A 24,026-nucleotide genomic window follows, 5' to 3' on the forward strand; every position below is an offset into this window, starting at 1 on the left:
CTGTGCGCTCGGCGCGCGTCGGGTGCAAGGGGCGTCAGGTCTCCTGGACCGCGCGGTCCGCCTCCTCGACGATCGCCCGCATGGCCGCCTCGGCCTCCTCACCGTCGCCGGCCGCGATCGCCGCGGCGACCGCCCGGTGCAGGCGCACCGCTGTCGAGTCGGCCTCCCGGGGCATCAGCGCGTTCCGGGTCCGCCCCGCGAGCACCTCGGCGACGAGGTCGCCGAGCTGGGCGAGCATGCGGTTGCCGGAGGCGTCCAGCAGAGCACGGTGGAACGCCGTGTCGGCGGCGAGGTACGCGGCCTGGTCGGCGGCGCGCGACTGCTGCGCGAGCGTCTCTCCCGCGTGCGTGAGCGTCCGTCGTTGCTCGGGAGTCGCGTGCGTCGCGGCGAGGCGGGCTGCGAGCGGCTCGATTCCCAGCCTCAGCTCGCTCAGCTGGTGGAGCTGCCGGCGGCGGTCCGGTCCGTCCAGCCCCCAGGCGACCACGCGGGTGTCGAGCGCGTTCCAGTGCTCCGGAGGCTGCACCCGCGTCCCTGCGCGCCGCCGCGAGGTGACCAGGCCCAGCGTCTCGAGGACGCGCACGGCCTCGCGCATCACGGAGCGCGAGACTCCGCGGCGCTCGGCCCGCTCGTCGGCGCTGAACGTGCTCCCGGGCGCCAGCTCGCCGCGGACGATCTGGGAGCCGAGCTCGTCCAGGACCGAGAGGTGCAGCGAGGGCGGCGGCGCGGGCATGCGGTCATCCTGCCATCGGCGGGGGTCGCGCCGCCGACGATCTTCGGGCATGATCGGGGCACGCAGGTTATGTCGGACAAAAGCAGCACTGCTGTCCGCTGACCGCCGCACCGATCAAGGACGCTCATGACATCGACCCTCACCGCTCTCCGCGCCGCCGCAGGCGAGGAGGCAGCGGCCACCGCTCCGCAGGGACAGCTGATCCTCGCCGCGATCCTCGGCATCGCCGTGATCGTCGTGCTGATCACCTGGCTCAAACTGCATCCGTTCGTCTCGCTCCTGATCGGCGCTCTCACGACCGGCCTCGTCGGCGGCATGGCCGCCTCCGACGCGGTCGCGAGCTTCGCCCTGGGCTTCGGCAACACGATGGGCGGTGTCGGCATCCTGATCGGCCTCGGGGCGATGTACGGCAAGCTCCTCGCCGACTCCGGAGGCGCCGACCGCATCGTCGACACCCTCGTCGCCCGCTCCAGCGTCCGCGCGCTGCCCTGGGTGATGGGCTTCGTCGGCGCGCTGATCGGCCTGCCGATGTTCTTCGAGGTCGGCCTGGTGCTCCTGATCCCCGTCGTGATCCTCGTGGCGAGACGGAGCGGCCTGCCATTGATGAAGGTCGCGATCCCGACGCTCGCCGGCCTCTCGGTGATGCACGGCCTCGTTCCGCCGCACCCGGGGCCGCTGGTCGCGATCGACGCGCTCGGCGCGAACCTCGGGGTGACCCTCGCCTTCGGAGTCCTGGTCGCCATCCCGACGGTGGTCGTCGCCGGCCCGCTCTTCGGCCGGCTGGCCGCGCGCTGGGCGCCGGTCGAGACGCCTCCGCTCTTCGGAGAGGGAGCGGGGGAGACCCGCGAGCACCGCCCCGGGTTCGTCGTCGCGGTCGTCAGCATCCTGCTCCCGGTGGTGCTGATGCTCGGCAAGGCCGTCGCCGACATCGCCGCCCCCGGATCCACCGACGCGTGGAAGGGTGCCCTCGACTTCCTCGGCACCCCGACCATCGCGCTCGGCATCGCGCTGCTCGCAGGCCTCGTGCTCCTCGGCCGCGGCGGCCGGATGGACCGTGCCGAGCTGCAGGCCTCGCTCTCGAGCTCGCTCCCGCCGATCGCAGGCATCCTGCTCATCGTCGGCGCGGGCGGAGGCTTCAAGCAGGTCCTCGTCGACACGGGCATCGGCGATGTGGTCGCCCAGCTGGCCGAGGGCAGCGGGGCCTCGGCGCTTCTGCTGGCGTGGCTGGTCGCGGTCGTGATCCGCATCGCGACGGGCTCGGCGACGGTCGCGACGGTGACGGCGGCCGGGATCCTCCAGCCGCTGACCGAGTCGATGGACGGTCCGATGGTCGCGCTGATGGTGCTCGCGATCGGCGCCGGTTCCGTGTTCCTCTCGCACGTCAACGACGCCGGCTTCTGGCTGGTGAAGGAGTACCTCGGACTCAGCATCGGCCAGACCCTCAAGACCTGGACCGTGATGGAGTGCCTGGTCTCGGTGACCGGCCTCGCCGGTGTCCTCGTGATCGGTCTCTTCGTAGGAGGTATCTGATGACCGCTCTGCCCACCGTCCCCGTCCGCGTCGTCGTCGTCATGGGCGTCTCCGGCAGTGGCAAGTCGACAGTCGCGTCGCTCCTGGCTGAGCGGCTCGGCTGGGAGTTCCTCGAGGGGGACGACCTGCATCCGCAGGCGAACGTCGACACGATGCACGCCGGGGTCCCGCTCACCGACGAGGACCGCGCGCCGTGGCTCGCCGAGATCGCCCGGGTGGTCGATGAGCGCGTCACGGCCGGGCGCCCGGTCGTCGTGACCTGTTCGGCTCTGCGCCGCCGCTACCGCGACGTCCTGCGCCGCGACGACCTAGTCTTCGCCCACCTCGCTGGCTCCCGCGACCGCATCGGCGAGCACCTCGCCTCCCGCGTCGGGCACTTCATGCCGACGACGCTTCTCGACTCGCAGTTCGACGCGCTCGAGCCGCTCGACGACGACGAGTTCCACGTCCTGGTCGACGTGGGGCGCGCGCCCGACGAGGAGATCACCGAGATCCTCGACCGGCTCGGCCTCGCCCCGGCCGGCGCCTCACCGCAGGGCGTCTAGCAGGCCTTTCCTGGCGAGGGCGCTCTGCCGGGAATCGCGAGGCTCACCCCGGCCGGGCCACCGCTCCGCGGACCTGCAGCCGGCGCCGAACTGCAGCTGGTGCGGGGCACTGCAGCTAGTGCAGGAGCGACTCCACCGGCGTCGCAGGCAGGTCGAAGGCGGCCGCGACGGAGGCGCTGGTCACCTGCCCGTCGTGTGTGCTGAGTCCGCGGGCCAGCGCGGGATCGGCGGCGAGTGCCGCCTCCCAGCCGCGATCGGCCAGAGCGATCGCGTACGGGAGCGTCGCGTTGGTGAGCGCGCGGGTCGAGGTCTCGGGCACGGCTCCCGGCATGTTGGCGACGCAGTAGTAGACGCTGTCGTGCACGGCGAAGACGGGGTCGTCGTGCGTCGTCGGGCGCGAGCCCTCGAAGCAGCCGCCCTGGTCGATGGCGATGTCGACGAGCACCGAGCCCGCCTTCATCGACGCGACCATCTCGTCGGTGACGAGCTTGGGCGCCTTCGCGCCGGGGATCAGGACCGAGCCGATGACGAGGTCGGCGTCGGCGAGCTGCGCCGCGATCTCGTAGGCCGAGGAGGCGCGGGTCTGGATCGCCCCCTGGAACCGGTTCTCGAGCTCGCCGAGGCGGGGGAGGGAAAGGTCGACGATCGTCACATCGGCGCCGAGCCCGAGCGCGTTGGCCGCCGCATGCTCGCCGGCGACGCCGCCTCCGATCACGACGACTTTCGCCTTGGGGGTACCGGGCACGCCGCCCAGGAGGGTTCCGCGACCTCCGGTGGCGCTCATCATGTGGTAGGCGCCGACCGTGATCGAGAGCCGGCCCGCGACCTCGCTCATCGGCGACAGCAGCGGGAGCCGGCGGTCGGCGAGCTGGACCGTCTCGTAGGCGATGGCGGTCGTCCCCGCGCGCAGCAGAGCGTCGGTGCAGGGGCGCGAGGCGGCGAGGTGCAGGTAGGTGAAGAGCACCTGGCCGCGCCGCATCCGCGGGTACTCGGCCTCGATCGGCTCCTTCACCTTGAGCACCAGATCGGCCTCGCCCCAGACCTCGTCCGGCTCGGTCGCGATGCGCGCGCCGGCCGCCGCGAAGTCCTCGTCGCGGACCCGCGAGCCGTGGCCCGCCCCCGCCTCGACGAGCACCTCGTGCCCCCGGCGGACCAGCTCGTGCACACCGGCCGGTGTGGCGGCGACACGGTTCTCGTTGTTCTTGATCTCGGTGGGGATCCCGACGCGCACGGCGGCTCCTTCGCTGCGGCCCGAGGGCGGGCGGTGGACGCCGATCCTGCGCCGGCACTGCTCCTATCGTGCAAAGATCGTCTCCTGTGCGGGGGTTTTCCGCATGATCGATCAGCAGGCCGCGATCCTTCCGCAGAAGCCGCGGCTCAGGAGGAGAGCGGGCGCATGCGACCGAAGGATCTGCACGACCTCGACGACCTCGATCCGGTCGACCGCACGCTGGTGCGCCTGCTCCGGGCCGATGCGCGCACCCCCAACAGCCGCCTCGCCGAGCGGGCGGGGATCGCTCCGTCGACCTGCGTCACCCGCGTTCGCGCTCTGGTCGAGCGCGGCGTCATCACCGGCTTCACCGCCGAACTCGACCCGGCCGCTCTCGGACTGACGCTGCAGGCGCTCATCAGCGTGAACATCCGCGTCGGGCAGCGGCAGGCGATCACCCGGTTCGCGGAGGAGATCCGCGCCCTCCCCGAAGTGGTGCAGCTGTTCTTCCTGGGCGGATCCGAGGACTTCATGATCCACGTCGCCGTCCGCGACTCGAACGACGTGCGCGACTTCGTGGTCTCGAACCTCTCGGCGCACCCGGCGGTCGCCTCCACGCGGACCAGCCTGGTGTTCGATCACCACCGCAAGGGTCCGGCGGTCCCGGAGTAGCGGCTGGGCGGAGTCAGTGCGCCCCGGGGGTCAGGTCTCCGCCGCCGCGCCGCGTCAGGCTGGGAATGCGCGCGGCGAGTCCGGGGATCGCCTCCTCGGCGATCGAGATCTTCGTGTCGCGCAGGCGCTGGCGCAGCAGGGCCTCGACGTCCTCCTCCGGCCGCAGCTCGGCGTCGCCGGCGACCTGCAGCAGGACTCCGCGCAGCTTCTCGTCGAGCTGCGCGTCGTCGCTGCCGTGCTGGATCGGGTGGTCCTGGGATGCGTTCGTCATGCCCTCATGCTGGCACTCGCGCGAGCCGGCCGAGAGGACTTGCGCCGGCGCCGCACGGCAGGATGAGGGCATGCCCTTCACCCGCGCCGAGCTCGCCTCCTTCCGGGACCGCACGGTCGAGGATCTGCTCGGTGACGAGGTCCGCCTCCTCTTCGTGGGCATCAATCCCGGCCTCTGGACGGCCGCGACCGGCGCCCACTTCGCGCACCCCGGCAACCGCTTCTACCCGGCGCTCGTCGCCGCGGGCATCCTCGAACATCCGCTGCGGGTCTCGGAGGGGATGAGCGCGACCGACCGCCAGGCCCTCGTCTCGCGAGGGATCGGCATCACGAACCTCGCCTCCCGAGCCACGGCTCGGGCCGACGAACTGACGACCGGGGAGCTGCGAGCCGGAGCCGGGCGCCTCGTGGCCACCGTCGAGCGCGTCCGTCCCGCCGCCGTCGCGATGGTCGGCATCACCGCCTACCGGGCCGCCTTCGGCCGGCGCGACGCGAAGCAGGGCCGTCAGGAGGAGGACATCGCCGGTGTTCCGCTCTGGGTCCTGCCGAACCCGAGCGGCCTGAACGCCCACGACAGCGTCGCGTCCCTCGGGCGCGCGTACCGGGAGCCGGCGATCGCCGCCGGACTCGTCGCCGAGGTCCCGGAGGAATAGCCGTCCGTCGCCGGAGGTTGCAGAGATCTATGAGTATGCATGAAGTGAAGTTCGGCGTCGACACGTTCGGAGACGTCACGGCCAGCCCCGACGGCAGCCTCCTGCCGCACGGCCAGGTGCTCCGCGACGTCGTCGAGGAGGGCGTGCTGGCGGACTCCGTCGGCATCGACTTCTTCGGGATCGGCGAGCACCACCGAGCCGACTTCGCCGTCAGCGCACCCGACGTCGTGCTCGCCGCCATCGCCGCCCGCACCGAGCGGATCCACCTCGGTTCCGCAGTGACCGTCCTCTCCTCCGACGACCCGGTGCGGGTCTACCAGCGTTTCGCCACCCTCGACGGGCTCTCCGGCGGTCGCGCCGAGGTCATCCTCGGCCGCGGCTCCTTCACCGAGTCCTTCCCCCTTTTCGGCTACGACCTCACGCAGTACGAGGTCCTCTTCGAGGAGAAACTCGAGCTCTTCCACGCTCTGATCCAGGGCGGCCCTGTCACGTGGCAGGGCACCACCCGCCCCGCGCTGACCGAGCAGCGCGTCTTCCCGACGGTCGAGAACGGGCACCTGCGCACGTGGGTCGGCGTCGGCGGCAGCCCCGAATCCGTCGTCCGCGCTGCGCGCCACGGCTTCCCGCTGGTGCTCGCGATCATCGGCGGCTCGCCCGCCCGCTTCCGTCCCTACGTCGATCTCTTCGGACGCGCGCTCGACCAGCTGGAGCAGCCCCGCCTCCCCGTCGCCGTGCACTCGCCGGGCTTCGTCGCCGAGACCGACGAGGAGGCGCGCGAGCTCTACTACCCGCACCACAGGGCGATGATGGACGCCATCGGCCGCGAGCGCGGCTGGTCGCCGATGACGCGCGAGCGCTTCGACGAGGAGTCGGGCCCCGACGGGGCGATCCACCTCGGATCGCCCGAGACGGTCGCCCGCAAGATCGCGGGCACCGTCTCTGCGCTGGGCATCGACCGCTTCGACCTGAAGTACAGCGCGGGCACGCTGCCGCACTCGGCGATCATGCGCGCGATCGAGCTCTACGGCACGCAGGTGATCCCGCGCGTGCGCGAGCTGCTCGCGCGCGCCTGAGCGCCGGGTCCAGGCGCCCCGGATTCCGAGCCTGCACCGTGCCCGCTCCCATCGAGCGCTCGGCCGTCGTCGATACACTCGGAGGTCCCTCCGCCCCGACCCTCCCGGAAGCCCATGCCCGACAGCCACGCCGCCCGCACCCCCTACGAGGTGCTGGGCGTCGCCGCCACGGCGTCCGACGACGAGCTGCGCCGGGCCTACCGTCGGCTCCTGCGCGAGACGCACCCCGACACCGGAGGCGACGCCGCCTCCTTCCACGAGGTGCAGCTCGCCTGGGAGAGGATCGGCAGTGCCTCCGCTCGCAGCGACTACGACCGGGGCGCTCCCGCTCCCGGTACCGCCTCGCCGCAGTCGCCGTACACGGGCTCGCCCCGCCCGCCGACCGCCTCCGCCGTGCGCGCCCGCTCCTACGGCCACCCCGGCGGCGCCGCTCGCGAGCACTACCTGCGTCTCGTCCGCGAGTGGCTGGGCCGTGGAGTCGCGACCGATGATCCGTTCGACCCGGCGATCGTCCGCTCCGCCCCGCGGGAGGTGCGCTCGTGGCTCGCGAAGGCGCAGGCCGAGGAGGCGACAGCCGCGCTCGTCGGCGCCCTCGGCATCGCCTACACGATCTGGAACGACGTGGCCGTGGGCGACGGCGGCCTCAAGATCGACCATCTCGTTCTCGGCCCGGCCGGGCTGCTCGCGCTCACCTCGGCCGACTGGGGCGATCCCGTCCGCGTCCGCAAGGGCGAGATCGTGGGCGCGGGCATCGCCGAGGACGAGAAGCCGATCGCCGTGCTCGCGAAGGCCGCGCGCCGGCTCGGCCGCGAGCTCGGCGTGCGATTCTCAGCGAGCGTGGTCGTCGTCCCGGACGAGGCGCTGGAGCAGCCGTTCGAGCAGGTGGAGCGCGGCCGGCACCAGGGCGCGGTCGTCATCCGCCGCTCGCTGCTGCCGCAGCTGCTCCGCTCCGGCACCGACGACCCGCGTCTCGGCGGATACGGCGAGTCGTTCGAGGTGCGCACCCGCGTGCAGAACCGCATCCGCTTCGTCTGATCCGCTCTGCTAGCCGCCGACCGCGACCGGGGCAAGGGGTTAGCGCGCCCGCCGCCCGCGGATCACGATGGGGAGGTGCCCCACCCGGGCATCCCACGACGACGAGCGGAACGAGGACGGACGATGGCGAGATTCGGCTACACCCTGATGACCGAGCAGAGCGGGCCCAAGCAGCTGGTCGGCTACGCGGTCGACGCCGAGAGGCTCGGCTTCGATTTCGCGGTCTCGAGCGACCACTTCTCGCCCTGGCTGACCGAGCAGGGGCACGCCTCCTACGCCTGGACGCTGCTGGGCGCGGTCGCCCAGGCGACATCGACCATCGACCTGACCACCTACGTCACGGCGCCGACCATCCGCTACCACCCGGCGGTCGTCGCCCAGAAGGCCGCGACGCTCGCGATCCTCTCGGACGACCGCTTCACCCTCGGCCTCGGCTCGGGCGAGAACCTCAACGAGCACGTCGTCGGTGAGGGCTGGCCCTCGGTCGCCGTCCGGCAGGACATGCTCGAGGAGGCCGTGCACCTGATCCGCGAGCTGCACACCGGCGAGCTGGTGACCTGGGAGGGCGAGTACTTCCGAGTCGATTCCGCGCGGATCTGGGACCTGCCGGACACACCGGTCGAGATCGGCCTGGCCGTCTCCGGCCAGAAGTCGATCGAGCGCTTCGCCCCGATCGGCGACCACCTGATCACCACCGATCCCGATCCCGAGCTCATCGCGCAATGGACTGCGGTCCGCGGCGCCGACGCTGCCCCCTCGCGCACGATCGGGCAGATCCCGATCTGCTGGGCTCCTGACCGGGAGCGGGGAGTGACCCTCGCGCACGAGCAGTTCCGCTGGTTCGCCGGCGGCTGGGCCGTCAACTCCGATCTGCCCACGCCGGCGGGCTTCGCGGGGGCGAGCCAGTTCGTCCGTCCGGAGGACGTCGCCGAGCAGATCGCCTGCGGCCCCGATCTCGACGAGCTCGCGCAGAGCGTCGTGCCCTACCTCGAGGCGGGCTTCACCGACATCGCGCTGGTCCAGGTCGGCGACGAGCTTCAGCAGCGCTTCCTCGACGAGGCGGCGGAGGGGCTGCTCGAGCGCCTGCGCGCGCTCGCGCCGTGACCGGGCCCGGTCAGAATCCGCGGAGCCGCTCGATGTCGCGACGATCGCGCTTCGTTGGGCGCCCGGCGCCGCGGTCGCGGGCGATCACGGCCGGAGCCGACTCGCGCGTCGGGGGCGGCGGCGTCCTGTCCTCGACGCACTCGGCGGCGACCGGCGCACCCACCCGCTTGACCACGAGTCCGCGCACGACGAGGTCGCGGTCGAACCCGCCGATCCTCGCGCGCACCTCGTCGCCGACCCGCACCGTCTGCGCCGCCTTCGCGCGCTCACCGTTCACGCGCACGTGGCCGGCCCGCGCCGCCGCGGTCGCCGCCGAGCGCGTCTTGTACACGCGGACAGCCCACAGCCAGGCGTCCACCCGCACGGTACCGGTCACCGGGATCTGCATCCCGACAGTCTACGAAACGGCGCCCGCTCGCCACTCACCTGCGGCCCCTCAACGGCCGCCGACCAGGAGGTTCCCATGACCCGAGACAACAGCATCTACTCCGGGACGAACGATCCCCGCGGGGACGACGCGATCCGCAGCGGCGACAGCCGGATGGCGGCCGCGAACGAGAACTCCGGAGCGGGCGGCACCCGCTCCGACGTCGGGATGAGCACCACGAGCGGAGTGGGCACCGGCGTCCCGACGCGCGGAGCACCGCCGCACAGCGGCTCGCCGTCCGAGCCGCGTCCCACCGGGTTCCCGCACGCCGGCCTCGAGTTCGCACTCGTCCCGTCGGGCCATGAGGAGTGGCGGATCGAGCATCCGGACGGCCGCACGGTCGGCGTGCTGGCGATCATCTCCCACGCGGGCGAGGAGGCGGAGGCGGTCTTCGTGACGCGTCGTGCCGGCTCCGAGGACGCGGTCGCCGAAGGCACCGACTGGCGGGGCCTCGTCTCCGCGGTCATCAACGACGAGGCCGCCGACCAGCGCGGCCCCGTGCAGATCGATCCGACCGTCGAGCACGTCCGCGGCGGCCTGATCACGCGAGGGCCCGCCGACTGACACCGTCCGCCCTCGGGATGACGCTGACGAGCTGCCGCGTGCGCTCCTCGCGCGGCGTCTCGCGGGCCGGATGCCTCGCTCAGCGCGCGAGGAGCGCCGCGTTGATGCGGGCCGACAGCTCCACGTCGATGCGGCGGTCTGTGCCGTCGACCGCGCGGATGGGAGCGGCGTTGCGCGCGCTCGACACCAGCCACGCCGCAGCCGCCGCCTCGAGGTCCGGCGCGCGCACGGGGCGCACCGCCGAACGGAGCCCAAGGACCGGAGCGAGCTCGAACAGGTCGCCCTGCGTCGTGCCCGGCAGGAGACCGAGACTCGGCGGAGGAGTCACCAGCTCGTCGCCGACGAGCAGGACCAGGTTCGCGCTCGGTCCCTCGAGCAAATACCCGTCGGTCGAGACGAAGACAGCGTCGTCCGCGCCGCGCCGGGCCGCCTCCCGCGAGGCCGCGCGGTTGACCGCATAGGAGAGCGTCTTCGCCCCCACGAGCAGCCAGGGCGAGGTCTGCTGCACGTCCGATCGAAGCCCTCGGTCGAGGAGCACCACCCGCACACCCTCGCGCCGAGCCGGCCCGAAATCGGGGCTCGTCTGCACGAACACCACGCCGGTCGGGCGTCCGTCGCCCTCCACTCCGCGGGTGAGGATCGTCTTCAGCATCGCCTCCGCGACCCGCGGATGCGCTGCGGCGGCGGCGTGGATCGCGTCGAGCCAGGCAGGGCGATCCGGGCGCGGGAGATCAAGCATCCGCGCCGAACGCTCGAAGCGGTCGAGGTGCGCGTCGAGCGCCTGGAGCCGACCGTCGACGAGGTTGATCGTCTCGAAGATCCCGTCTCCACGGGTGAAGCCGAGGTCGGTCACCTTGAGGCCGGTCCGCCCGCTCGGTTCGACCCGGTGCCGCGGGCTCCCGGGATGACGGCCCTCCGCGTCGAGGGAGGGTCTGTCGAGGACGACGAGGGTCTCAGCGGGCATGGTCGGTTCGGTCCTTCCGGGGGCTGCGTCGCGGGGTGCGGCGCAGGAGCACGATCGTCAGCAGGGCGCCCAGGAGAGAGCCGCTGCCGTTGGAGACCAGGTCCTGCACATCCGAGACGCGGGTCGGCAGCCAGAGCAGCTGCGAGGTCTCGACCACCGCCGAGACGCCCAGGCCGATCACCGCTCCGAGCAGACGGCGGCGCGGAGGCAGCTGCGCGGCGAGGAGCGCCCCGAGCGGCACGAACAGCAGGACGTTCGCGGTGAACTCGGCGACGTCGAAGTCGAACCAGCCCGTCAGCGGGGTGGAGCCGAGGAACGCGATGATCCCGCGGATCACGCTGTTCGGCTCGCCCGGTGGGTACGGCGCGGGAGTCAGGGTGATCAGGGCGATCACCGCGAGCCACACGAGCGTCGCAAGGGGGAGCAGTCTCGAGCGGCGCATCGTCCGATTCTGCCAGCCTGCGGGCGTCGGGTGCGGCGCGCCCGGTGTGGGAGGCTGGAGGGCATGACCAGCGAGGACACCGGCGAGGGCGCCGTGCCCCCGCGCCCTCCGTTCAACGCCTCCCTCGGCGACGGCTGGGTCGAGGTCGGCGACGGGCGCCGCTTCTGGGGCCGCTTCGGGGCCGCAGGCCTCCTGCTGCGCGACCCGTCCGGCCGCGTCCTCCTCCAGCACCGCGTGAGCTGGAGCCACTTCGGCGACACGTGGGGCCTGCCCGGCGGTGCACGTCATCCCGAGGAGTCGGCGTTCGAGGCAGCCCTCCGCGAATCGGAGGAGGAGGCGGGCGTGCCCGCGGAGCTGATCCTGCCCGTCCTCTCCAGCGTCGTCACGATCGGCCCGTGGAGCTACTCCACGGTGCTGGCCGAGGCCCGCGAGCACTTCACCCCCCGCATCAGCGACGCCGAGAGCACGGAGCTGCGCTGGGTCGCACCCGAGGACGTCAACTCCCTCCCTCTGCACCCGGGGTTCGGCGCCGCGTGGCCGGGTCTGCGCGCGCTGGGCTCGTCCGTGCCGGTTCTCGTCGTGGATGCTGCGAACGTGGTGGGCTCGCGCCCCGACGGCTGGTGGCGGGATCGCGCCGGCGCCGCCGAGCGCCTCCTCGCCGCTCTCGCCCGCGTGGCGGTCGTTGGGCTCCCCGGCCGGCTGCTGGGGATCGACGCCGACAGAGTGTGGCCGTGCATCGCGGTGGTGCTGGAGGGAGCGGCGCGGGCCGCCGACACCGCCACCGCGGTGGCCGCCGCGCCGGCCGGACGCCTGGCTGTCCACTCCGCCGAGGCCTCGGGCGACGACGCGATCGTCCACCTCGTCGGTGGCCGGGAGTCGTCGGTCGTCGTCACGGCCGACCGCGGCCTCGTCGCGCGCGTCGAGGCCCTCGGCGCCGTCGCCGTCGGCCCGCGCTCGCTGCTCGACGTCCTCGACGCCGCCCGGGAATAGGCCGCGGAGGAGCCCGGTTGCATCCCGCATGGCTACGACTGCGATGACCCTCGACTCCCACGACCGGACGATCGCCGACGGCATCGTCCTGATCGACTTCTGGGCCGACTGGTGCGGCCCCTGCAAGCAGTTCGCTCCCGTCTTCGAGGCGACGAGCGAGAAGAACGCCGACATTACCTTCGCGAAGGTCGACACGGAGGACCAGCAGCAGCTCGCCGCGAGCTACGGCATCTCCTCCATACCGACCCTCGTCGTCTACCGCGACGGCATCCCGCTGATGGCCCAGCCCGGCGCGCTGCCGGCTCCGGCCCTCGACAACCTGATCGAGCAGGTCCGCGGCCTCGACATGGTCGAGGTGCGCCGCCAGTACGAGGAGGCGAAGGCCGCTCAGGAGGCGGGCGCCGCTCCGCAGGCGTGAACCCACCGACACACGACGGAACCCCCGGCAGCCGTGAGGCCGCCGGGGGTTCCGTCGTTCCGGGCCCAGCTCAGCCCGTGTTCTGCAGTCCAGCCGCGACGCCGTTGACCGCGAGCAGCAGCAGCCGCTGATTCTGCTCGGTCCCCGAGCCGCCCGGGTCGGTTCGCAGGGCCCGCAGAGCGCGCAGCTGGAGGAGCGAGAGCGCGTTGACGTAGGGAGTCCGCAGGCGCACGGCACGGCCCAGCACGCGGTGCCCGGTGAGGAGGCTCTCCTCGCCGGTGATCGAGAGGACCCAGCGGCGGGTGAGCTCCATCTCGTCGAGCACGAGCCCAGCCAGATCCTCACGCGAGTCGAGCGCGAGGTAGCGACGGGCGATGCCCTCGTCGGTCTTCGCGAGCGACATCTCGACGTTGTCGACCATCGTCGTGAACAGCGGCCAGGACGCGTAAGCCTCGCGGAGCAGCTCCAGATCGCCGACGGCCTCGAGCGCACTGCCGAGACCGAACCAGCCCGTCAGGTTGACGCGGGCCTGCGTCCAGGCGAAGACCCACGGGATCGCCCGCAGATCCTCGAGCGACTCGACCGAGAGTCCGCGGCGCGCGGGTCGCGAGCCGAGCGCGAGCAGGCCCACCTCCTCCTGGGGCGTGACCCGGGCGAACCAGGGCGCGAAGCCGTCGGCCTTGACCAGCTCGAAGAAGCGGCGGCGCGACTCCCTGTCCATCGTCGCGGCGACCTCTGCGAATCGCTCGGCGGCGCCCGCGTTGCGCTCGCCGACCGCGGGGGAGGAGGCGAGCAGCGTCGCTCCGGCGACCTGTTCGATGTGACGGGTCGCGATGTCCGGGTTGCCGTACCGGGCGAAGATGACCTCTCCCTGCTCGGTGAGCTTGAACCGGCCGTCGACCGACCCCGGCGGCTGCGCGAGCACGGCGCGGTTGGCCGGGCCGCCACCGCGCCCGAGAGCACCGCCGCGGCCGTGGAAGAGCGTCAGGACGATGCCCTCGTCCGCGGCCCACTTCGCAATGCGCGCCTGTGCGTCGTAGAGGGCGAGTGTCGCCGAGACCGGTCCGACGTCCTTCGACGAGTCGGAGTAGCCCAGCATCACCTCGAGGCGGTTCCCGGTCTCGGCGAGGCGTGCCTGCACCTGGGGGAGGCGGATCATCTCGGCGAGGATGTCGGTCGACGCGTCCAGATCGGCGAAGGTCTCGAACAGCGGGACGGCGTCGATGACCGGCGGGGCTCCGTCGGTCGCCGCCTCGGCGAGCTCGAACACGGTCCGCAGGTCGTCGGCCGACTGCGTGAACGAGACGATGTAGCGGCGGGCGGCCGCGGTGCCGAAGCGCTCCTGCACCTTCGCGATCGCGCGGAACACCGCGAGCACCTCGAGGCTCCGCTCGTCGAGCTCGCCGCCCTCGCGCACCGCCGCGATGGTCTCGCGGTGCACCTTCGAGTGCTGACGCACCTCGATCTCGGCGAGGTGGAAACCAAACGTCTCGAGCTGCCAGACGAAGTCCTGCAGATCGCCGTAGGCAGCGCGGACGTCGCCGGCGGCGACCAACGACTCCTGGAGCGTGCGCAGCTCGTCGAGCAGCTCCGCGGCGGAGGAGTAGGCCAGCGGCCCCTCCGACCGCGTTGCGGCGAGACGGTCGGCCGCGAACAGCAGCACGCGGCGGTGGGTCTCGTTCGGCGAGCGCTCGGCGATGACGGCGGCGAGCTCGGGCGCGCGCCGGGTGCACGAGGCCCAGAGCGCCTCGACCTCCGGCGAGGGAGGAGTGGTCGAGCCGTCGAGCGTCAATGCCCGGCCAACCCGGCGGGCGACCCGCTCCAGGCCGATGAGCACGTGCTCCGAGGCGATGTCGACGGCCTCCAGGGTCGTCTCGGCGGTCACGAACGGGTTGCCGTCGCGGTCGCCGCCGATCCAGGTGCCGAGGCGGACGAAGGCCGGTGCGACCGGAGTCCGGGTGCCCGATCCCTCGCCCAGCAGCGCGTCGTCGAGCCGGCGGTAGACGCGGGGGAGGACCGAGAAGAGCGATTCGTCGAAGACGCTCATCGCCGTGCGCACCTCGTCGAGCGGAGTCGGCTTCGACTCGCGCAGGGGCGCCGTGCGCCAGAGGGTGTCCACTTCGGCGAGCAGGCGGCGGCGGATCTCGACCAGCACGACCCCGCCCATGCGCGGGTCGTCGCGCTGCTCGAGCAGATCGCTGATGCGGCGGATGGTCGAGGCGACCGCTCGGCGGCGCGCCTCGGTGGGGTGCGCGGTGAGGACCGGGCGGAACTCGAGGCGCGAGAGGCGGTCGAAGGCCTCGTCCTCGCCGAGCTCGCCGGTGAGGCGGCGCATCGAGGCGAGGATCGAGTCCTCCGGCGACTGTGCGCCCGCATCGGCCTCGCGCCGCCGCAGCACGCGCACCCGGTGGAACTCCTCGGCCACGTTCACCAGGTGGAAGTAGCAGGTGAAGGCTCGGGCCACCTCCTCGGCGCGCTCGAGCGTCAGGGACGCGACGAACTGCTCCGCCTCGGCCATCTCGTCGGCCTCGCCGCTGTCGTAGGCGCTGATCGTCAGCGCCCGCAGCCTCTCGACGTCGTCGTAGAGCGAGAGGTCGCCGGATTCGCGGAGGACCTGGCCGAGGAGCTCGCCCAGCAGGTGGACGTCGGCCCGGATCCGCTCGTCGAGCGGTGGGGCGGTGGTCCCGTCGGCCGAGGTGGGGGCGGAGGAGGCGGGTGCTGCGGTCGCGGCGGACGCGTCGGTGAACGGAGGCACGGGAGAGACCTTAGCGGCGGTGTGTATCGAGCACATGACGCCGCCGTCACGATCCGAACTGGAATGATCGTGGGGTGACCGTGACAACCGCACCCCCCGTCCCCGCTGTCCAGACCGAGCAGGCGGCACCGCACGTCGTCGTGCTCTTCGGAGCGGTCGGCGATCTGGCCCGGCGCAAGCTGATCCCGGGGATGGCGCACCTCGCGCTCTCCTCCCTCGCCCCCGATCTGCAGATCGTCGGCACCTCGCTGGAGGAGCACGACGACGAATCGTTCCGCGCTTTCGCCAAGCTGGCCTATGACGAGTTCGGCAGCCGCTCGCTCACGTCCGCGCAGTGGGACGAGTTCGCCTCGAAGCTGCGGTACGTCCCGCAGTCCGCGGGCCCGGCCGCCCTGGCCGAGGCGGTCACCGATGCCGAGGCGGCCCTCGGCCCGGACGTCAGCCGCCTGCACTATCTGAGCGTCCCGCCCAGGGCGGCGCTCTCGGTGGTGCGGATGCTCGCCGAGGCCGGTCTCGTCGAACGCTCCCGCATCATCATGGAGAAGCCGTTCGGCGTCGACCTCGAGAGCGCCGTCGTGCTCAATGCCGAGCTGCACCAGACGTTCAGCGAGGAGCAGATCTTCCGGATCGACCACTTCCTGGGCAAGGAGCCGGCGCAGAACATCCTCGCGTTCCGCTTCGCGAACGGCCTCTTCGAGCCGATCTGGAACCGCAACTTCATCGATCACGTCCAGATCGACATCCCCGAGAAGCTCACCCTCGATCGCCGCGCCGAGTTCTACGAGTCGACCGGCGCTTACAAGGACATGGTCGTCACCCATCTCTTCCAGGTGCTCGCCTTCATGGCGATGGAGCCGCCGACCGCCCTGGAGCCACAGGCCATCAGCGAGGAGAAGAACAAGGTCTTCCGCTCGATGCGACCGCTCAACCCCGAGAACGTGGTGCGCGGGCAGTACATCGGCTACCGCGACGAGCCCGGAGTCGCCCCCGACTCCGAGACCGACACCTTCGTCGCCCTCAAGTGCGAGATCGACAACTGGCGCTGGGCAGGCGTGCCCTTCTACCTCCGCACCGGCAAGCGCATGGCGGAGGGGCAGCGCATCATCTCGATCGCGTTCCGCGAGCCTCCGAAGAGCATGTTCCCGCAGGGTTCGGGAGTCGGCGCGCACGGGCCGGACCATCTCACCTTCGACCTCGCCGACGCCTCCAAGGTCTCGCTGTCGTTCTACGGCAAGCGGCCGGGCCCGGGCATGCGACTGGACAAGCTCAGCATGCAGTTCGCGCTGCAGGAGACCGATCGGGCGGGCGACGCGCTCGAGGCGTACGAACGGCTCATCCTCGACGCGATGCGCGGCGACCACACGCTGTTCACCACGGCCGAGGGCATCGAGCGCCTCTGGGAGGTGTCGGCGCCGCTCCTGCAGGATCCGCCGCCCGTGCGGCTCTACGCGCCCGGATCCTGGGGTCCCAATGCGATCCACCAGCTGATCGCCCCTCACGCGTGGCGCCTGCCGTTCGAGCGGGTCTGGCGCGACAAGCGCTGATCCGTCGTCCGGTCGGCAGTCGGGCGCGGGCGGATCAGCGGGGTCTCGCGGAGCCGCGCCTAGGCTGGGCGCATGGCGCGCACCGGGGAGGACCGCATCTGGACGGTCCCGAACGTCCTCAGCATGGTGCGCCTCGCCCTCGTGCCGGTGTTCCTGGTACTGGTGGTCCTCGGCGAGGACGCGCTCGCCCTGCTCACGCTCGTCGTCTCGAGCCTGACCGACTACCTCGACGGCTGGATCGCGCGCCGCTTCGACCAGATGACGCGCCTGGGCCGGATCCTCGATCCCGCTGCCGACCGCCTCTACATCTTCGCGACCGTCCTGGGCCTCGCGGCTCGAGGGCTCGTGCCGTGGTGGCTGGTCGCCGTCCTGCTCGCGCGCGATCTGATGCTCGTGGTCCTCGCGGTGATCCTGGCGAACAACGGCTACGGTCCGCTTCCGGTGCACCACCTGGGCAAATTCGCCACCTTCTGCCTGTTCTACGCGCTCCCGCTGATCATGCTCGGCCAGGCGTTCCCGGCGCTCGCACCCGCCTCCCTTCCCCTCGCCTGGGCCTTCGTGCTCTGGGGTGCGTTCCTCTACTGGTGGGCGGGGATCGTCTACGCCGCGCAGACCCGCGGCCTCCTCCGGGGGACGCGCACCGGCGATCAGGGGTCCGACGAGGGTCACGATTCGGATACGCTTGACCGGTAGGAGGTACGTCTTGGTCGAGCCCGTCGGTGGAGCATCACCCGCCCAGCACAAGTCCGTTCCCGGCGAGCCGTCGACGGAGACGACGCTGACGTTCACCGACGACATCGGTGCCCAGCTTGCCGCGCTCGACAACCGCGCATCGCGGGAGGAGGCTGAGGCGGTCGGCGCCCTGCCGTCCGGCTCCGCGCTGCTCGTCGTGCGCCGTGGCCCCAACACGGGAGCCCGCTTCCTCCTCGATACCGATTCGACGACGGTCGGCCGGCACCCCGAGGCGGGCATCTTCCTCGACGACGTCACAGTCTCTCGCCGTCACGCCGAGTTCGTCCGCCGCGGCACGTCGTTCGAGGTCCACGACCTCGGCTCGCTCAACGGCACCTACTTCGACGGTGTCCGGATCGAGTCCGCGATCCTCACCGACGGCTCAGAGGTGCAGGTCGGCAAGTTCCGCCTCACCTTCTATGCGTCCCGCGCCGACCTCGTCGCCGCCCCGGACGCGTAAGCCGTGGGCCGTTCCTCCGCGCGCGCCCTCCCCACCGGCTCCGCCGCTCTGCTGAGCATCGGTCAGGTGCTGGCCAGGCTGACCTCCGAGTTCCCGGACGTCACTCCGTCGAAGCTGCGCTTCCTCGAGGAGCAGGGTCTCGTCTCACCGGCGCGCACCGAGTCCGGCTACCGCAAGTTCTCCTCCGCCGACGTCGAGCGCCTGCGGATGGTCCTCGCCCTCCAGCGCGACCACTATCTGCCGCTCAAGGTGATCCGCGGCTATCTCGACGACATCGACGCGGGTCGCGAGCCCGCCCTGCCCGCGGGCGTGGGCGGTCCTGCGGCCTCGCTCCTCGGGCCCGCCACGCGGCTGACGCGAGCCGGCCTGGCGAGCGAGTCGGGAGCGAGCTCGGCTCTCGTCCAGGAGGCGGTCTCCGCGGGACTCGTGCGCGGCGGCGACGTCTTCGGCGACGAGGCCGTCACCACCATGAAGGCCCTCGTCGAGCTCGGCCGCTCGGGGATCGAGCCCCGACACCTGCGCCCGCTCCGCGTCGCCGTCGAGCGCGAGATGGCCCTGATCGAGAGTGTCGTCGCCTCCAGCGCACGGCGGGGCGAGGCCTCCGGCTCGGCGAGCGCGGCCGAGTCCGCGATCGGTCTGGCTGCTCAGCTCGGCACGATCCGTGGGGCGATGGTGCGCAGCGCGCTGTCGCGGATCGGCCGGGCGTGAGCCCGCAGCCCACCCCGGAGGACGGCCGTCCGCGACACGCCGCGGCCCGGAGCCCGATGTCGTTTACTCGGCATGCCCCGGTGAGTACGGTAGGGAGCGCGTTCCGAGGATCGGGCGTCCGGATCCGAGAGGCACAGGGATGAGAGAAGTCAGCCGCGACGTCAGCGGCCAGCGCGACCTCGTCCTCTTCACCGACGGACTCCCCGATCTCGACGCCGATGCCGGCTACCGCGGCGCCGTCGCGGCTCGCGCGGCAGGGATCACCTATCGCCAGCTCGACTACTGGGCGCGTACCGAGCTCGTCGAGCCGACCGTGCGCGGAGCGTCCGGGTCCGGCACCCAGCGCCTCTACGGATTCCGCGACATCCTGGTCCTCAAGCTCGTGAAGCGGCTGCTCGACACAGGGATCTCGCTCCAGCAGATCCGCACCGCGGTCAATCAGCTCCGTGAGTCCGGTGTCGACGACCTGGCTCAGACGACCCTGATGAGCGACGGCGCGAGTGTCTACCTCTGCACCTCGAACGACGAGGTCATCGACCTCCTCAGCCGCGGCCAGGGTGTCTTCGGCATCGCCGTCGGCAAGGTCCTCCGAGAGGTCGAATCGAGTCTCGTCGAGCTCGACCACCAGTCGGTCGACCCGACCGACGAGCTGGCCCAGCGCCGCGCCTCCCGCCGCGTCGGCTGAGCCGCACCGACCCCGGGGCTCCCGCTCAGCAGCAGGGGCCGATCGCGCTCGAACGTCGTGTCGCGGCCATCCGCCCGTCTCCTCGTGCGAGGAACCGCCTCCCCGACGGGCGTGTCGATCGCTACTTCGTGGCCGAGACCTGCTCGCCGATGCGACCCGTGCGGATGACGCGGTCGAGCAGAAGATCGAAGTTGTGCGCCATCTCCTGAGCGCTCTCTCCGGGCCACACGTGCACCGGCTTCGCGGCACCCTGCGCCTGCTGGAGCGACGTGCGCTCGGGTAGCTGCGGGCTGAGGACGAGGGGCCCGAACATGTCGCGGAGTTCCTTGATCCGGAACTGGTGCTCGAGCGACTGCACCCGAGCGCGGTTGACGATGATGCCCAACGGCTGGAGTCGCGGGCTCAGGCCGCGGCGGATCTCCTCGATCGCCCGGAGCGCACGGTCAGCGGCAGCCACCGAGAACAGCCCGGGCTCCGTGACGACGGCGACGCGGTCGCTCGCCGCCCACGCGGTGCGGGTCAGCGCGTTGAGGGAGGGAGCGCAGTCGATCAGCACCAGGTCGTAGTCGGCCTCCACGCTGGCGAGGGCCTCCTCGAGCTTCCAGATGTCGCGGATGCTGGGGTGCGGTCCGTCGAAGTTGATCGCCGACGGGCTGCCGATCAGCACGTCGATCGTGCCGTGGTGCTCCTTCGTCCAGCCGGAGGGCGCGATCGCCGAGCGGACGATCTTCTCCTTCGGCGACGTCAGGACGTCGGCGATGTTGAGGTGACCGGCGACATTGATGTCCATGCCGGTCGACACATCGGACTGGGGATCGAGGTCGACGACCAGCGTTCGCAGGCCCTTCGAGAACGCCGCGGATGCAAGGCCGAGGGTCACCGTGGTCTTGCCGACGCCGCCCTTGAGGGAGCTCACGCTGAGTACATGCATGGCTGACTACTTTACGGTCCCGCGGGCGGCAGAACCTAACCGTCGGCTGCACACGCCGCGCTCGAGTCGCCACGAGGCGCGCTCCCCGTCGCTCCTGGCGTCGCCGATCGTCCCGCCTCGCGTGATCCGTGCCCGCCGCTACACTGACCGCAAGCGGAAGGAGGCTCGTTCGCATGGATGAGCGCAACGACGACCAGCCCGACACCGACACCGGTCCCACGCCCCGGACCGCGATGGATGCGGCTCGGGAGTCGGGGCAGTACGCCCCGCGCGCGAGCGACACGGCCCCCACTCTCCTCCCTGACGGCGTGCGGATGCCGCCGCCCGGTCCGCGCCGCCGCTCGACGGCTCCCGCGCCGGTCGAGGACGAGGACGCGATCGATGTCGGTCGCCTCGGTCTCCCGCCTGCTCGTTCGCATGCCCTCGTGCCGCCGCCGTCGGCCGGCGAGGAGCCTCCGGCACCGAGCCGGCCCTTCCCGACTCCGGTCACCCCGCGTCGGTCCGACTCGTCCGCGCCTCCCGAGTCCGCGGACCCGGCCGCCGGTCCCACCCGCCGCGACCGCCTTCGCGCCGAGTCCGCCGGCTCGCCCCCGGCCCCGTCCCCGGTCGCGCCGGGCGCCTCCACTCCGGAGTCGGCGTCGATGCTGACGCCCGACCGCCTCCTTGAGGTGAACCGCAAGACGCGGCCGGCTCCCACGGGCGGCTGGAACCGGTTCCTCTACGGGCTCACCTTCCACACGGTCAACCTCGGCGACTCCGCGGCCGTTCGGGCGTGGAAGGCGATGGACGAGCGGATCGGCCGGCAGTTCGACGGCGGAACGCGCTTCGTGCCGGTGATGACCCGCAAGGGCGGCGTCGGCAAGACGACCGTCACCACGCTGCTCGGTATGGCGCTGGCCGACTCGCGCGAAGACCGCATCATCGCGGTCGACGCGAACCCCGACCGCGGCACGCTCGCCGAGCGAGTGCCCAAGCAGACCAGGGCGACCGTCCGCGACGTGGTGAACCGCGCCTCCGGGGTCACCGGCTTCACCGAGTTCTCCACCCTCGTCTCGCGCGACGAGACTCGGCTCGACGTGCTCGCCTCGGACACCGACCCCCAGCTCTCCGAGGCCTTCGATGAGGACGACTACAACGTGGTCGCCGATCTGGTCGAGCGCTTCTACTCGATCATGCTCACCGACTGCGGGACCGGCATCGTCCACTCGGTGATGCGCCCGACGCTCCAGCGCGCCGACACCGTCGTGATCGTCTCGGGCGGCAGCGTCGATGAGGCGCGCCTCGCCTCCGAGACGCTGACCTGGCTCGACGCGAACGGCTACGGAGCGCTGGTGCGCAACGCGGTGGTCGCGCTGAACACGGCGACGCCGGGCACCAGCCTGGTCAAGCTCGAGGAGATCGAGTCGCACTTCCGCTCGCGGGTGCGCGAGATCGTGCGCATCCCCTACGACCCGGTGCTCGCCGCCGGCTCGATCGTCAAGTGGGAGCAGCTGCGCCAGGGAACCAGGGAGGCGGCGCGCCTGCTGGCCGCGCTCGTCGTCGAGGGTATTCCGGTCCGGCGTGCCTGAGCCCGTCGACGCCTTCGACCTCGTCGTCATCGGCGCGGGATCGGGCAACTCGATCGTCGGGCCCGATTTCGACGGCCTCCGCGTCGCGATCCTCGACGACGGCCGGTGGTTCGGCGGCACGTGCCTGAACGCGGGATGCATCCCGACCAAGATGTTCGTGCACGTCGCCGACGTGGTGACCGACGTCGACCAGGGCGGCGGCGTCGGCGTACACGGTCGTCTCGCGCGGCCGGAATGGGCCGAGGTGCGAGACCGCGTCTTCGGGCGCATCGACGCGATCAGCGAGGGTGGCTTCGAGTACCGAGACCAGCGATCACCCAACGTGACCGTCCTGCGCGAGAGCTTCGGCTTCGAATCGCTCGGCGACGGCTCCCGTCCACACGTCCTGGTCAGCGCGAGCGGCCGGCGGATCAGCGCTCCGCAGGTGGTCGTCGCCTCCGGCTCCCGGCCGAGACCGCTGCTCGCCGCCTACGAGCCGGACCGCCGTATCCACGACTCCTCGACCGTGATGCGCCTCGACGAGCTCCCCGAGCGGATGCTGATCCTCGGCGGGGGAGCGGTCGCGGTGGAGTTCGCCCACGTCTTCTCGGCCTTCGGAACGGCCGTGACGGTCGCCGTGCGCAGTGACCGCCTGCTCCGCGCCCTCGACGAGGACATCGCCCGCCGGTTCACCGCCCTCGCCGCCGAGCGGTACACCGTTCGCACCGGAGTCTCGGCCGAGACGATCGACGCGGGCGTCGGCGGCCTCGTCGTCACGCTCGACGACGGCTCGGTCGTCGAGACCGATGTCGTGCTCGTCGCCCTCGGACGCGAGCCGAACAGCGACACGGTCGCCGCAGCATCCGTCGGGATCGATCTGCACGACGACGGCCGTATCCGCGTCGACACCGAGCAACGGGTGCTCTCGGGCGGAAGACCCGTTCCCGGGCTCTTCGCCCTCGGCGACGTCTCCTCCGAGTGGCAGCTCAAGCATGTCGCGAACCACGAGGCGCGCCTCGTCGCGCACAACCTCCTCCACCCCGGGGAGCTGCTCTCGAACAGGCTGGCGCCCGTGCCCGGTGCGATCTTCGCCCACCCGCAGATCGCGCACTTCGGCCTCACCGCGGCCGAGGCCCGCGAGCAGGGGCTCCAGGTGGTCACGGTCACGCAGGAGTACGGCTCCACCGCCTTCGGCTGGGCCCTCGAGGACGAGTCGAGCGCCTGCCTCCTCGTCGTCGGACTCGACGGCGCGCTCCTCGGCGCGCACATCATCGGCCCGCAGGCCAGTATCCTCATTCAGCCGCTCGTCCAGGCCGCCAGTGCCGGCATCGGCATCCGCGGGCTCGCCCGCAGCCAGTACTGGCCGCACCCCGCGGCGAGCGAAGTCGTCGAGAACGCCCTCCTGAGCGCGGAGGAGGCCCTGAGGGAGCGGACCACATGACCGAACGCCAGATCCGCCTCTTCGGGGACCCGGTGCTGAAGACCCCGTCCGCGAGGATCGAGACGGTCGACGCCGGCGTTCGCGGACTCGTCGAGGACCTGTTGGACAGCGTCCGTCCGCCCGGACGCGCGGGCGTCGCCGCGCCTCAGATCGGGGTCGGCCTCCGCGCGTTCAGCTACAACGTCGACGGCGTCGTCGGCTACATCCTCAACCCCGAGATCGTCGATCTGAGTGGCGAGTCGCAGCCGGTCGACGAGGGCTGCCTCTCTGTGCCCTCCCTCTGGTACCCGGCGATCCGGTACCCGCGCGCCACGGTGCGGGGCATCGACCTCGACGGCACCGAGATCGTCCTCGAGGGCGACGGCCTGATGGCGCAGGCCCTCCAACACGAGTGCGACCACCTCGACGGCCGCCTCTACCTCGACCGCCTCACCAAGGACGACCGCCGCGCCGCCATGAAGGCGGTGCGGGAGTCGGACTGGTTCTGATTCCGAGCCGGTCCCGGCCGGCTCGTCGCGGTCGCGTGGTCGTGCGAGGGAACCCCGCACCGGCGAGGGAGCCCGGACGAGCGGGTGCCTCGACCGGTACGGGTTCCC

26 protein-coding genes are annotated in these 24,026 nt (G+C 72.0%); 18 read left to right on the forward strand and 8 right to left on the reverse strand.

Annotation, left to right across the window (positions count from 1 at the left end; genetic code table 11):
* Window positions 1-34: 34 nt before the first annotated feature.
* A complete protein-coding gene (locus GSU10_RS06180) occupies window positions 35-730 on the reverse strand; it encodes a FadR/GntR family transcriptional regulator (RefSeq protein ID WP_068212155.1) in 696 nt (231 codons plus the stop codon).
* Between the two features lie 126 nt (window positions 731-856).
* Between GSU10_RS06180 and GSU10_RS06185 the strand changes: the two genes are divergently transcribed.
* Entirely contained in the window at window positions 857-2,260 is a 1,404-nt protein-coding gene (locus tag GSU10_RS06185; protein WP_068212157.1) for a GntP family permease, read from the forward strand.
* Window positions 2,260-2,805 carry a gluconokinase gene (locus GSU10_RS06190; protein ID WP_068212158.1) on the forward strand — a complete coding sequence of 182 codons (546 nt, stop codon included), beginning with the start codon at window positions 2,260-2,262 and terminating at the stop codon, window positions 2,803-2,805. Before GSU10_RS06185 ends, GSU10_RS06190 begins: the two co-directional genes overlap by 1 nt.
* 115 nt (window positions 2,806-2,920) lie before the next feature.
* On the opposite strand, the gene ald is transcribed toward GSU10_RS06190, so the two are convergent.
* Window positions 2,921-4,036 carry an alanine dehydrogenase gene (gene ald / locus GSU10_RS06195; protein WP_068212160.1) on the reverse strand — a complete coding sequence of 372 codons (1,116 nt, stop codon included), beginning with the start codon at window positions 4,034-4,036 and terminating at the stop codon, window positions 2,921-2,923.
* A 165-nt stretch (window positions 4,037-4,201) separates the two neighbouring features.
* On the opposite strand from ald, the gene GSU10_RS06200 reads away from it, so the two are divergent.
* Entirely contained in the window at window positions 4,202-4,687 is a 486-nt protein-coding gene (locus tag GSU10_RS06200) for an Lrp/AsnC family transcriptional regulator (protein ID WP_068212163.1), read from the forward strand.
* Window positions 4,688-4,700: 13 nt separating this feature from the next.
* On the opposite strand, the gene GSU10_RS06205 is transcribed toward GSU10_RS06200, so the two are convergent.
* Window positions 4,701-4,958, reverse strand: coding sequence for a hypothetical protein (locus tag GSU10_RS06205; protein ID WP_132505168.1), 258 nt, complete (start codon window positions 4,956-4,958; stop codon window positions 4,701-4,703).
* A 70-nt stretch (window positions 4,959-5,028) separates the two neighbouring features.
* Between GSU10_RS06205 and GSU10_RS06210 the strand changes: the two genes are divergently transcribed.
* The 4 genes from GSU10_RS06210 to GSU10_RS06225 all read left to right on the forward strand — a co-directional run bounded on the left by GSU10_RS06210 (window position 5,029) and on the right by GSU10_RS06225 (window position 8,822).
* On the forward strand, window positions 5,029-5,610 hold the full coding sequence (locus GSU10_RS06210; RefSeq protein WP_068212167.1) for a mismatch-specific DNA-glycosylase: 582 nt from the start codon (window positions 5,029-5,031) through the stop codon (window positions 5,608-5,610).
* Window positions 5,611-5,645: 35 nt separating this feature from the next.
* Window positions 5,646-6,683 carry an LLM class flavin-dependent oxidoreductase gene (locus tag GSU10_RS06215; protein ID WP_132505266.1) on the forward strand — a complete coding sequence of 346 codons (1,038 nt, stop codon included), beginning with the start codon at window positions 5,646-5,648 and terminating at the stop codon, window positions 6,681-6,683.
* Between the two features lie 114 nt (window positions 6,684-6,797).
* The gene (locus GSU10_RS06220) at window positions 6,798-7,718 is read left to right on the forward strand and encodes a J domain-containing protein (protein ID WP_068212169.1); all 921 of its coding nucleotides are present in this window, start codon (window positions 6,798-6,800) and stop codon (window positions 7,716-7,718) included.
* 123 nt (window positions 7,719-7,841) lie between these two features.
* Complete coding sequence (locus GSU10_RS06225; protein ID WP_068212171.1) at window positions 7,842-8,822, forward strand: TIGR03557 family F420-dependent LLM class oxidoreductase; 981 nt, start codon at window positions 7,842-7,844, stop codon at window positions 8,820-8,822.
* A 10-nt stretch (window positions 8,823-8,832) separates the two neighbouring features.
* Here GSU10_RS06225 and GSU10_RS06230 read toward each other — a convergent pair whose 3' ends face one another.
* On the reverse strand, window positions 8,833-9,210 hold the full coding sequence (locus tag GSU10_RS06230) for an RNA-binding S4 domain-containing protein (RefSeq protein ID WP_132505165.1): 378 nt from the start codon (window positions 9,208-9,210) through the stop codon (window positions 8,833-8,835).
* Between the two features lie 75 nt (window positions 9,211-9,285).
* Here GSU10_RS06230 and GSU10_RS06235 point away from each other — a divergent pair, with 75 nt between their 5' ends.
* Window positions 9,286-9,813 (forward strand): hypothetical protein, encoded by a 528-nt coding sequence (locus GSU10_RS06235; RefSeq protein ID WP_068212137.1) that lies wholly within the window; start codon window positions 9,286-9,288, stop codon window positions 9,811-9,813.
* A gap of 79 nt (window positions 9,814-9,892) precedes the next feature.
* On the opposite strand, the gene GSU10_RS06240 is transcribed toward GSU10_RS06235, so the two are convergent.
* Both GSU10_RS06240 and GSU10_RS06245 read right to left on the reverse strand, forming a co-directional pair.
* On the reverse strand, window positions 9,893-10,777 hold the full coding sequence (locus GSU10_RS06240) for an aminotransferase class IV (RefSeq protein WP_068212135.1): 885 nt from the start codon (window positions 10,775-10,777) through the stop codon (window positions 9,893-9,895).
* Window positions 10,767-11,219, reverse strand: coding sequence for a VanZ family protein (locus tag GSU10_RS06245; RefSeq protein ID WP_068212133.1), 453 nt, complete (start codon window positions 11,217-11,219; stop codon window positions 10,767-10,769). Before GSU10_RS06245 ends, GSU10_RS06240 begins: the two co-directional genes overlap by 11 nt.
* Before the next feature lie 63 nt (window positions 11,220-11,282).
* On the opposite strand from GSU10_RS06245, the gene GSU10_RS06250 reads away from it, so the two are divergent.
* Both GSU10_RS06250 and trxA read left to right on the forward strand, forming a co-directional pair.
* Entirely contained in the window at window positions 11,283-12,209 is a 927-nt protein-coding gene (locus GSU10_RS06250; RefSeq protein ID WP_068212131.1) for an NUDIX domain-containing protein, read from the forward strand.
* A gap of 28 nt (window positions 12,210-12,237) precedes the next feature.
* A complete protein-coding gene (gene trxA / locus GSU10_RS06255) occupies window positions 12,238-12,627 on the forward strand; it encodes a thioredoxin (RefSeq protein WP_068212130.1) in 390 nt (129 codons plus the stop codon).
* A gap of 70 nt (window positions 12,628-12,697) precedes the next feature.
* Here the strand turns inward: trxA and GSU10_RS06260 are convergent, their stop codons facing one another.
* Window positions 12,698-15,418, reverse strand: a complete 2,721-nt coding sequence (locus GSU10_RS06260) for a phosphoenolpyruvate carboxylase (protein WP_082845215.1) — start codon at window positions 15,416-15,418, stop codon at window positions 12,698-12,700.
* Between the two features lie 44 nt (window positions 15,419-15,462).
* Here GSU10_RS06260 and zwf point away from each other — a divergent pair, with 44 nt between their 5' ends.
* The 5 genes from zwf to GSU10_RS06285 all read left to right on the forward strand — a co-directional run bounded on the left by zwf (window position 15,463) and on the right by GSU10_RS06285 (window position 19,511).
* Entirely contained in the window at window positions 15,463-16,926 is a 1,464-nt protein-coding gene (zwf, locus tag GSU10_RS06265; RefSeq protein WP_068212139.1) for a glucose-6-phosphate dehydrogenase, read from the forward strand.
* A gap of 72 nt (window positions 16,927-16,998) precedes the next feature.
* A complete protein-coding gene (locus GSU10_RS06270; RefSeq protein WP_132505163.1) occupies window positions 16,999-17,619 on the forward strand; it encodes a CDP-alcohol phosphatidyltransferase family protein in 621 nt (206 codons plus the stop codon).
* 10 nt (window positions 17,620-17,629) lie between these two features.
* Complete coding sequence (locus GSU10_RS06275; protein WP_068212128.1) at window positions 17,630-18,118, forward strand: FHA domain-containing protein; 489 nt, start codon at window positions 17,630-17,632, stop codon at window positions 18,116-18,118.
* 3 nt (window positions 18,119-18,121) lie between these two features.
* On the forward strand, window positions 18,122-18,826 hold the full coding sequence (ftsR, locus tag GSU10_RS06280; RefSeq protein ID WP_068212126.1) for a transcriptional regulator FtsR: 705 nt from the start codon (window positions 18,122-18,124) through the stop codon (window positions 18,824-18,826).
* Between the two features lie 139 nt (window positions 18,827-18,965).
* Window positions 18,966-19,511 carry a MerR family transcriptional regulator gene (locus GSU10_RS06285; protein ID WP_068212124.1) on the forward strand — a complete coding sequence of 182 codons (546 nt, stop codon included), beginning with the start codon at window positions 18,966-18,968 and terminating at the stop codon, window positions 19,509-19,511.
* 121 nt (window positions 19,512-19,632) lie between these two features.
* On the opposite strand, the gene GSU10_RS06290 is transcribed toward GSU10_RS06285, so the two are convergent.
* Entirely contained in the window at window positions 19,633-20,442 is an 810-nt protein-coding gene (locus tag GSU10_RS06290; RefSeq protein ID WP_068212122.1) for a ParA family protein, read from the reverse strand.
* A 173-nt stretch (window positions 20,443-20,615) separates the two neighbouring features.
* Here GSU10_RS06290 and GSU10_RS06295 point away from each other — a divergent pair, with 173 nt between their 5' ends.
* Genes GSU10_RS06295 through def form a run of 3 tightly spaced genes read left to right on the forward strand, consistent with a single transcriptional unit; the run spans window position 20,616 to window position 23,918 of the window.
* Entirely contained in the window at window positions 20,616-22,010 is a 1,395-nt protein-coding gene (locus GSU10_RS06295) for a MinD/ParA family ATP-binding protein (protein ID WP_241972919.1), read from the forward strand.
* Window positions 22,003-23,430 (forward strand): mycothione reductase, encoded by a 1,428-nt coding sequence (locus GSU10_RS06300; protein WP_132505160.1) that lies wholly within the window; start codon window positions 22,003-22,005, stop codon window positions 23,428-23,430. The genes GSU10_RS06295 and GSU10_RS06300 overlap by 8 nt, the downstream gene beginning before the upstream one ends.
* Window positions 23,427-23,918: a peptide deformylase gene (gene def, locus GSU10_RS06305; protein WP_068209223.1), complete on the forward strand. Its 492-nt coding sequence runs from the start codon at window positions 23,427-23,429 to the stop codon at window positions 23,916-23,918. Before GSU10_RS06300 ends, def begins: the two co-directional genes overlap by 4 nt.
* Window positions 23,919-24,026 lie beyond the last annotated feature (108 nt).

Origin of the sequence: Rathayibacter tanaceti (genome assembly GCF_009834165.1) — a bacterium.
GTDB classification, from domain to species: Bacteria; Actinomycetota; Actinomycetes; order Actinomycetales; family Microbacteriaceae; genus Rathayibacter; species Rathayibacter tanaceti.

Excerpts from the sequence above, each read along its gene's own strand:
- GSU10_RS06180 (WP_068212155.1), bottom strand. The coding sequence starts at position 730 with ATGCCCGCGCCGCCGCCCTCGCTGCACCTCTCGGTCCTGGACGAGCTC.
- GSU10_RS06185 (WP_068212157.1), top strand. The coding sequence starts at position 857 with ATGACATCGACCCTCACCGCTCTCCGCGCCGCCGCAGGCGAGGAGGCA.
- GSU10_RS06190 (WP_068212158.1), top strand. The coding sequence starts at position 2,260 with ATGACCGCTCTGCCCACCGTCCCCGTCCGCGTCGTCGTCGTCATGGGC.
- GSU10_RS06200 (WP_068212163.1), top strand. The coding sequence starts at position 4,202 with ATGCGACCGAAGGATCTGCACGACCTCGACGACCTCGATCCGGTCGAC.
- GSU10_RS06205 (WP_132505168.1), bottom strand. The coding sequence starts at position 4,958 with ATGACGAACGCATCCCAGGACCACCCGATCCAGCACGGCAGCGACGAC.
- GSU10_RS06210 (WP_068212167.1), top strand. The coding sequence starts at position 5,029 with ATGCCCTTCACCCGCGCCGAGCTCGCCTCCTTCCGGGACCGCACGGTC.
- GSU10_RS06215 (WP_132505266.1), top strand. The coding sequence starts at position 5,646 with ATGCATGAAGTGAAGTTCGGCGTCGACACGTTCGGAGACGTCACGGCC.
- GSU10_RS06220 (WP_068212169.1), top strand. The coding sequence starts at position 6,798 with ATGCCCGACAGCCACGCCGCCCGCACCCCCTACGAGGTGCTGGGCGTC.
- GSU10_RS06225 (WP_068212171.1), top strand. The coding sequence starts at position 7,842 with ATGGCGAGATTCGGCTACACCCTGATGACCGAGCAGAGCGGGCCCAAG.
- GSU10_RS06230 (WP_132505165.1), bottom strand. The coding sequence starts at position 9,210 with ATGCAGATCCCGGTGACCGGTACCGTGCGGGTGGACGCCTGGCTGTGG.
- GSU10_RS06235 (WP_068212137.1), top strand. The coding sequence starts at position 9,286 with ATGACCCGAGACAACAGCATCTACTCCGGGACGAACGATCCCCGCGGG.
- GSU10_RS06240 (WP_068212135.1), bottom strand. The coding sequence starts at position 10,777 with ATGCCCGCTGAGACCCTCGTCGTCCTCGACAGACCCTCCCTCGACGCG.
- GSU10_RS06245 (WP_068212133.1), bottom strand. The coding sequence starts at position 11,219 with ATGCGCCGCTCGAGACTGCTCCCCCTTGCGACGCTCGTGTGGCTCGCG.
- GSU10_RS06250 (WP_068212131.1), top strand. The coding sequence starts at position 11,283 with ATGACCAGCGAGGACACCGGCGAGGGCGCCGTGCCCCCGCGCCCTCCG.
- trxA (WP_068212130.1), top strand. The coding sequence starts at position 12,238 with ATGGCTACGACTGCGATGACCCTCGACTCCCACGACCGGACGATCGCC.
- GSU10_RS06260 (WP_082845215.1), bottom strand. The coding sequence starts at position 15,418 with ATGTGCTCGATACACACCGCCGCTAAGGTCTCTCCCGTGCCTCCGTTC.
- GSU10_RS06270 (WP_132505163.1), top strand. The coding sequence starts at position 16,999 with ATGGCGCGCACCGGGGAGGACCGCATCTGGACGGTCCCGAACGTCCTC.
- GSU10_RS06285 (WP_068212124.1), top strand. The coding sequence starts at position 18,966 with ATGAGAGAAGTCAGCCGCGACGTCAGCGGCCAGCGCGACCTCGTCCTC.
- GSU10_RS06290 (WP_068212122.1), bottom strand. The coding sequence starts at position 20,442 with ATGCATGTACTCAGCGTGAGCTCCCTCAAGGGCGGCGTCGGCAAGACC.
- GSU10_RS06295 (WP_241972919.1), top strand. The coding sequence starts at position 20,616 with ATGGATGAGCGCAACGACGACCAGCCCGACACCGACACCGGTCCCACG.
- def (WP_068209223.1), top strand. The coding sequence starts at position 23,427 with ATGACCGAACGCCAGATCCGCCTCTTCGGGGACCCGGTGCTGAAGACC.